Raw genomic sequence first — 8239 nt, 5'->3', positions numbered from 1 at the left:
GTCGCCCGCTGGGACAATGCCCTCGACCGCGACGCACTCCACACCGCCCTCAATGCGCCCGCCGCTGAAGGAACCGCACGGCCTGCCAACGAAACCGACCCGGATTGAATCAACGAATGGAAGCCGGGCAAAGCACCTGGTTTCCCGCGAATGGGAGAGAAGAGATGACTGACCGCACCAGGCTCCGCTTGCTTTGCAGTGGTACCGCGATGATCGCGCTTACGCTGGCGCTGCCCGTTTACGCCCAGGAAGCGGCTCCAACCGACCCGGCCACGGAAGAAGCTCCGCCCCCGGAAGTCGTCGTGGTCGGCAGCCAGATCAAGGGCAAGGACGTTACGACCGCGCTGCCGGTCTCGGTGGTTGACCGCAACCAGATCGACGCCACCGGCGCACTGTCGGGCGACGATTTGATCCGATCGATCCCGCAGGCGGGCGACGTCACCTTCAATGAGGCGAACAACCCGCAGACCAGCAACGCAGCGCGCGGCGACGTCAACTCGATCAACCTGCGCAACCTCGGCGTCGGCAACACCCTGACGCTGCTCAACGGACGCCGCATGGTCAATCACCCGACCAGCCAGGCGGGCGACGGCAACGTGCCGGTGCTCGGCTACAACTCGAACGCATTGCCCGTCGCCGGGATCGAGCGGCTCGAGATCCTGCGCGATGGTGCGTCGGCAATTTATGGTTCGGATGCGGTCGCGGGCGTGGTCAACACCGTCACGCGCGGCGACTATGACGGCGCCGAGCTCAACTTCCGCTACGGCTTTGCCGAGGGCACGCACCGCAAGGAATTCGAAGGTACCGGGCTGGTCGGCAAGACCTTCGACGAGGGCCGCGGCAATTTCTCGCTGTTCTTCAACTATGTTCGCCGCACCGCCCAGCTCGCTGAGGATCAGCCCTACACCGCGACCGACAATCTCATGTCGTATTTCGCAGACGACCCGGCCTATGCCGGCAACTTGACGGCGGATGGCCGCGCCACTCAGAGTCCCTGGGCGAACCTCGCGGTGGTGGGCGGTCCCGGCACGATCCGCCGCAGCCCGGGCAATCAGGCGCTGACCTCTTCGGCAGGCGCGTTCCACACCCAGTCGTCGCTCAACCCCGGTTGCCTCGTCACGATCAACAGCAACGTCTGCTACGGCAGCGGCACGCGCGCGACCGGCACCACGCTACGCTCGGAGCGGTTCGATACGCGTCCCGGCACCACCGTCACCCCGTCGTTCAACCGCTACAACGCCTTCTTCACCGGCCGCTACGAGCTGAGCGACGCGGTCGAGCTCTATACCGAGCTTGGCTATTACCTCGCCGATACCCAGCGCATCCAGCCGCCGACGATCAACCTCAACGCCATCGTCATCCCCGCGAGCAATTACTGGAACCCGTTCGGCCCCACGACCTTCGCCAATGGTCAGGCCAACCCCAACCGCATCCCCGGCCTCACCAATGTCCCCGCCGCGGGGCTGCCGGTGCGCCTGTCCACCTATCGCTTCGTCGATGCGGGCAATCAGGTGGTGAATGTCGAGAACTGGCAGTCGCGCTTCCTGCTTGGCGCGCGCGGCAAGATCGGGACGTTCGATTACGACACCGCGGTCCTCTATTCGGAGGCGCAGGCACGCGACAGCTCGAACGCGATCGACATGACCGCACTCCAGCGCAACCTCGCGCTGTCGACCCCGGACGCCTATAATCCGTTCAGCGGTGGTTGCTCGGCGACGCCGTCGGTCGGCGACTGCTCGCCCGCGAGCCAGGCGACGATCGACTCGTTCAGCTTCAACCTCGTCCGCAAGTCGAAGACGAGCCTGCTGCTCGGCGACTTCAAGCTCTCCAACGCCAGCCTGTTCAATCTGCCCGCGGGCGGGCTCGGTATCGCGTTCGGGGTCGAGGGACGGCGCGAAACGCAGGAGGATATCCGCGACCCGCGCCTCAACGGCACGATCACCTTCACCGACATGGTGACCGGCGAGACCAACCTGTCCAACGTCGCCGCGGTCAGCCCGACCCCCTCGACGCGCGGCAGCCGCAGCGTCTTCTCGGCCTTTGCCGAGCTCGCCGTGCCGGTCGTCTCGCCCGAGATGAACGTGCCGCTGATCCACCGGCTCGACCTGCAGCTTGCCGGGCGGTACGAGCATTACAGCGACTTCGGCTCGGTCGCGAAGCCCAAGATCGCTGCGGCCTGGGACATCATCGACGGGCTTCGTCTGCGCGGCTCCTGGTCGCAAGGCTTCCGCGCGCCCAACCTCGAGCAGACCAAGACTGTCGCCTATTCGCGGCTCGGCTCGAACAACGATTATTATCGCTGCGTGGTGGACATGCGCCGCCCGGTCAATCCGATCCCTAACATGGGCGCGTGTGACCGCAGCGCCAGCTACTCGATCTTCATCAGCGGCAATCCCGACCTGAAGCCTGAGGAAAGCACCAACTGGACCGTCGGCACCGTGATCGAGCCGAAATTCATCCCTTCGGAATATGGCCGCCTGACGCTCACTGCCGATTTCTGGTCGATCCAGCAGACCGGCATCGTCGGCCAGTTCGGCCCACGCAATGCGCTGGTGCTCGACTATCTGCTGCGGCTTCAGGGATCGAGCAATCCGAACGTGATCCGCTCGGCGCCCAATGCCGACGATGTCACCTTCTACCAGGGCAGCGGCATCGCCCCGGCCGGCGCGGTGACGCGGATCAACGATCAGTTCACCAACCTGCTGCCGCAGACGGTGCAGGGCATCGACCTCGCTCTGCTCTACAATGTCCGCACGGGCATCGGCCGGTTCGACGTCGCGCTCAACGCCGCGCGGCTGACCAAATTCTCGCGCGACACGCCGCCGGCGGTGCAGGCGCTGTTCGACGCGCGCTCGGCAGGGACGATCGATCCGGCGACGCCGCTGACGGACGCGAGCGACCTGATCGAGGAGCGTGGCAAGCCCAAATGGCGCCTCACCGGATCGCTCACCTGGAGCCACAAGGGGTTCCAGATCGGCGCGTTCGGCAACTATATCGGCAAGGTCTACGACACCAACTTCCTCGATGCGCAGGGCAATCCCTATCCGCTTGAGGGCAAGGCGTTCTTCAACCTCTACGCCCAGTATCGCGTCCGCAAGGGGCCGCTCGAGGATACGCGCTTCCGCATCGGCGCGCGCAACATCTTCGACACCCAGCCGCCGGTCACCGCCGACGGCTATCTGGGCTCGCTCTACGTGCCCTATGGCCGCTACATCTACGCGTCGATCGGCAAGAAGTTCTGAGGGAAATGATGCGCTGGCTCGCCGCTTTCGTCCTGCTCCTCGTCGCGGTTCCGGCCGCGGCGCAGGGCAGGGAGGTGATCAACCTCTGGCCCGGAGCGATGCCGGGCAGCGGCAAACCCGCCGGGCCGGAAAAGGTCGGGAGCGAGGGATCGGCGACCGGATCGGTCTCCAACGTCACCGTGCCGCGCATGGTGGTGGTACGGCCGAAAAAGCCCAATGGCGCGGCAATGCTGGTGATCGGCGGCGGCGGCTATTTCCGCATCCAGATCGGCAGCGCGGCGATGCCGACCGCGCAATGGCTGGCGGAGCAGGGGATCACCGCCTTCGTCCTCTACTACCGCCTGCCCGGCGACGGCTGGAACGCCGATGCCCCCTTCCAGGATGGGCAGCGGGCGATGCGCATCCTGCGTGGCAACTGGAAGACGCTCGGCATCGATCCCAAGCGGATCGGCGTGCTGGGCTTCTCGGCGGGCGGGCATCTTGCCGGTACGCTGGCGACACGCGGTGGTGACGCCTTCTACCCCGCGACCGATGCCGTCGATCAGGTCAGCGCGGTGCCGGACTTCGCGGCGTTGATCTATCCGGTGGTGTCCATGCGCGCGCCGGTCGATACCACCCGCACCTTCCGCGAATTGAAGGGGCTACCCGACTTCCGCGACGCCTTCTCGGTCGAAGCGAACGTCACCGTCACGACCCCGCCGATCTTTCTCGCCCATGCCGCCGATGATCCGATCGCCGCACCCGAGCACAGCCTTCGCCTCCACGCCGCGATGCTGGCGGCCAAGCGCCCGGTCGAGCTGCACGTGTTCGAAACCGGCGGACACAGTTTCGGCCTCGGTAAACCGGGCAGCGCCGTCGCGGCCTGGCCTGAACTGTTCCGCAGCTGGGCCGGACGCCATGGCTGGCTCAATCCGGGCTAGAAGTTCCAGTCGAACCCGATCCGGACACTCCGCGGACGCAGCGGGGTGATCTGGTCGCGGTCGCGGATCAGGAAGGGCGAACCCAGCGCAAAGCGGTTGCCGCGCGAGTCGAGCAAATTGGTCAGCGCGATGCTGAACCCGCGCCGCTCATTGCCGATCCGCGCCTGGAAGCCGGTGTCGAGATAGTCGCCCTGTAGCCGCTCGAGGATCGGTCCGACCCCCAGGATCGACTGGCCGACATAGCGGGCATGCCCGTCCATCGTCAGCGTCGCACCCGAATTGAGCTCGGCGGTGTAGGTGAAACCGATCCGGCCGGTGGCGTCGGCGACATTGGGCAGGCGATCGGACGGGACCGACGGCGCGTCGATCGGCAGCAGGATCACGTCGCGGCGGGTGACGCTGCTGTCGTTGAGGTAGATGGAGGCGTCGATCTCCAGCCCCCGAACCGGACGCCAGCGCCCGGCAAGGCCAAGCGAGAACACCTCACCATCGCCGATATTCGCGGTGGTGGGAAAGCCGAACCCGTCGATCAGATCGGCCTGGATATGCTTCCAGTTGGTCCAGGATCCGCTCAGCGCAAGGTCGAACTGGTCGCCGACATAGCGGCTGCCGGCCTCCAGGGTCGTCACGCGATCGCCCTCGAAGCGCTGGACATAGTCCTGACGCACCGCAATGCCGCCGGGCCGGAAGCCTTGCTGGAGGCGCGCGAACAGGGTGAGCCGGTCGTTCGGCCGCCAGGCAAGCGCGGCTGAGGGAAGCAGCCGGGTCTCGCTGCGGCTGCCGCGCGCACTGGGATCCTTGCGATAAGCGAGCGTCTCGAGCGCGTCTTCCGACTGGCCCGAAAGCCGGGCATGGGTGAGGCGCGAGCCCAGCGTCAGGGTGACACGCGGCATCGGCTCGATCGTCGCCTCGCCATAAAGCGTGGCTTCATCGACTTTGTTGGTGACGCCGGTCATCGGCTGGAACACCGCGATCGACCAGACATAGTCGCGGCTGATCGTCGTGGCGCCGTTCGCCGCCTGGACCGCACCGCTCATGGCCAATGAGGGTGCGATGTCCATCTGGCGTTCGACGCGCGCATTGTTGCGCAGCAGGCTCGCCGCCAGCAGCCAGCCGGTGCCGTCCGGGCCCCGCTTCGCCAGCCGGGTTTCGAAGGTCAGCATCGAGATGCGGTTGGCCTGCGAATAGCCCGTGCCCGGCGCATCCGCCGTCGGGCGCACGTCGGGGGCGGTGGGGCTGGCGAGTGCCTGCCCCTCGAACAGTTCAAACACATATTGCCGGGCGTAGCCGAGCGAGGTGGTGAGCTCGAGATCGTCCCAGCGCTTGCGTACCACCAGGTCCGCCAGCCAGTAATCGCTGCGGAACGGCTGGGCGATACTGCTCATCCGGGTCAGATCGCCTGCGCCACGGTCGGCATATTGGCTGTCGTCGCCGCGAATCTTCTGACCCACACCGGTCAGATCGACCAGCCAGCCATTGCCCGCATCGAGCCGAAGCGCGCCCCGTCCGCCGATCGTCCGTACGCGGTTGATGTCGCGCAGTCCCCGGCCGAGATCGTCGATATAGCCCCCCTCGACCGAGCCGAAGGCGAGGCCGCGGAACGCCAGCTTGTCGTCGATCAGCGGGACGTTGAGGATCGCGCCGCCATCGACCGACGGCTGACCGTGCTGTACCCCGGTCACGCCGCCCCAGGCCGACCCCTCGGTCGAATGGAGCAGCGGTGCGCGCGGCACGATGCGGACCACGCCGCCCAGCGATCCCGCGCCGTACAGCGTACCCTGCGGCCCTTCGAGCACCTCGATGCTCTGCACGTCGTAGAGGCGCAGATTGGGGTCGGGCGCGCTGTAGGTGATGCGGCTGTTGCCCCAATATTGGCCAACCGTCGCCTGGGTCGGGCCGACAAAGCTCGAATCGGCGATGCCGCGCACGAACAATTTGTTGCGGCCGGGGCCGAGATGGGTGGAGACGACGCTGGCGATGCGCGTCTCGATCGCGCCGGTGCCCTGCAGCCCGTCTGCGAAGGACAGGCTATTGCCGTCGATGATCTGGACCCCGCCCGGATAGGCGCCGAGCGGGATGTCGCGCTTCGTGGCGGTGACGACCACCTCGATCGGTTCTTCCGGCTCGGCCGTCGGGACCGGAGCCGGACGGGGCGGCAGCGGGCGGGGGGCAGTGCGGGCAACCGCGGGCGCGCGCTCGATCAGATAGGTGGCTGCGGCGACCTGTCGTGCACGCGCACCCGTGCCGCGCAGCGCGCGCTCGAGCGCGGCGCCCGCGGTAAGCTTGCCGCGCACCGGTTTGACGCGGATCGCGGCGATGCCGGGGTCACGAAAGCCGATGCTTGCGCCCGATTGCTGGCTGAGCAGCCGCACCGCGGCGTCGAGGCGCATTTCCGGAAGGCGAATCTCGGCCGACCGCTCCTGCGCGATTGCAGGAGACGCCATCAGGATTGGGATCAGGGCAAGGGGACTAAAGCGGCGGACCATTGGCTGGTGACATTACCCATCCTTTACCCTGTGCGGTGAACCGCACGCCCAGCAGCGGTGCTGCACGGGCAAGCACGTCCTCCGCACTTCCGTTGAGCATCAATGCGCCGGTGTAGGGGGCAAAGCCGCTGCCTTCGACCTTCACCGAGCGCCCGAGATTACGCGTCAGATCCTGCGCCACCCGGTCGAGCGGCGCCTTGTCGTAATAAAGCGCACCAGTGCGCCAGCCGCCGACATTCTGCGTATTGGTCTTGCGCAGCACCGGCACCGCATCGGCGCGGGCGCGCGACAGGCCGGCGCCCGCATCGAGCCGCACCTGGTTGGCGCCGGGCTGGTAGATGACCGCGCCCTCGGCCACCTCGACGTCGAGCGCGCCGCCTTCGGCAACGACGTTGAACACCGTGCCAGCGTCGAGCAGCTTGGTGTTGCCGGTGACCACCAGGAACGGGTTGGCTTCGTCATGCTTGACCTCGAACAGCGCCTCGCCCTGCGCCAGTTCGACATGGCGGGGCTTGTCGCGGTCGATCGTGATGCGCGTGCCGCCGTTAAGGATGATGCGCGAGCCGTCGGCGAGTTCGATCGTGCGGTGTTCGCCCAGCGCGGTCGCGATCTGCTCGGGCGCATGGCCGCGATCGATCAGGCCCCAGCCGGTAACGCCTGCCACCGCGGCAGCGATTGCAGCGCCGGCGAGCCATCGGCGGCGCTGCGGCCGGTAGCCGGACTCCGTCTCGGGTTGCCATGCCGGCCTGGGCGCGGCGGCGAGCAACTCGGCCGCTTCGTCCGCCTGGGCCAGTGCAGTCTCATAGGCAGTCAGATGCGCGGGCGATTCTTCCAGCCATTGCGTGAAGCCGTCCCAGTCGGAAAAGCCCGGATCGCCGGCACGGATCGCCCACAGGCGCGCGGCCTCGGCGATCTCCGGTGTCGGCAGGGCGTTCGATTCCATCGTCATATCGTTCCCATGACGGACTCGTGCAGCTCAGTCCGCATCGAACGCCATTTTCAATTGTGCGAGGGCGCGATAGGCCTTTTGCAGATCCTTCTCCACCGAGCTCAGGCTGACCCCCAGTTCGCGCGCGATCACCGCCTGGCCGACACCGTCGAGCCGGTAGCGGCGAAAGACATGGTCGGCGCGCGGGCCGATTTCGGCGAGCGCGGTTTCGACCCGGCGCAGCTGTTCGCGCGCGATCAAGGCGCGCTCGCCCTTCGGCGCCTCGGTTTCCGGGACGCTCACCTCATGCCATTCCTGCTGGCGGCGCGCACGGCTCACGCTGGAACGGCGGCGGTCGCGCATCAGATTTTCCGCGGCGCGAAACAGATAGGAGACCGAATCGGCGATCGGCTCGCTCGGCGACGCTGCGACCCGCTGCCATAGGTCGTGGAGCACGTCCTCGGCCTCGTCGCCCGCACCGCGCGCGGCGAGGAAGCGCAGCAATCGCCCGCGCTCGTTCAGGATCACCTGCTGGAGTCCGCTGACCGCTTCACCCGAAGTCATGGCTGCCCGGTAGCCCTGTTGCGTGCGTAATGCGAATCCGTCGCACGCAAGCGGCGGCGGCTGCGCGTCATGCGCCCGGCTCTCATGCTCGCACGTGTC

5 protein-coding genes are annotated in these 8239 nt (G+C 67.1%); 2 read left to right on the top strand and 3 right to left on the bottom strand.

From position 1 onward, the window contains the following. The first annotated feature begins 209 nt into the window (after window positions 1-209). Entirely contained in the window at window positions 210-3242 is a 3033-nt protein-coding gene (locus AC07TU_RS13300) for a TonB-dependent receptor domain-containing protein (RefSeq protein WP_495188373.1), read from the top strand. A gap of 8 nt (window positions 3243-3250) precedes the next feature. Then, window positions 3251-4162, top strand: coding sequence for an alpha/beta hydrolase (locus AC07TU_RS13295; protein ID WP_495188372.1), 912 nt, complete (start codon window positions 3251-3253; stop codon window positions 4160-4162). Here the strand turns inward: AC07TU_RS13295 and AC07TU_RS13290 are convergent. From AC07TU_RS13290 to AC07TU_RS13280, 3 genes are read right to left on the bottom strand one after another with little or no spacing between them, the layout of a single operon-like run. Then, window positions 4159-6606 carry a TonB-dependent receptor gene (locus AC07TU_RS13290; RefSeq protein ID WP_495188371.1) on the bottom strand — a complete coding sequence of 816 codons (2448 nt, stop codon included), beginning with the start codon at window positions 6604-6606 and terminating at the stop codon, window positions 4159-4161. The genes AC07TU_RS13295 and AC07TU_RS13290 overlap by 4 nt on opposite strands. A gap of 25 nt (window positions 6607-6631) precedes the next feature. After that, on the bottom strand, window positions 6632-7591 hold the full coding sequence (locus AC07TU_RS13285; protein ID WP_495188370.1) for a FecR family protein: 960 nt from the start codon (window positions 7589-7591) through the stop codon (window positions 6632-6634). A gap of 33 nt (window positions 7592-7624) precedes the next feature. Further along, the gene (locus AC07TU_RS13280; protein ID WP_495188369.1) at window positions 7625-8140 is read right to left on the bottom strand and encodes a sigma-70 family RNA polymerase sigma factor; all 516 of its coding nucleotides are present in this window, start codon (window positions 8138-8140) and stop codon (window positions 7625-7627) included. Window positions 8141-8239: the final 99 nt, after the last annotated feature.

This window comes from Sphingomonas sp. GW821-FHT03E12, assembly GCF_059420685.1.
Note: the sequence above shows the minus strand (reverse complement) of the source record. Positions and strands in the feature narration are given on the sequence as shown.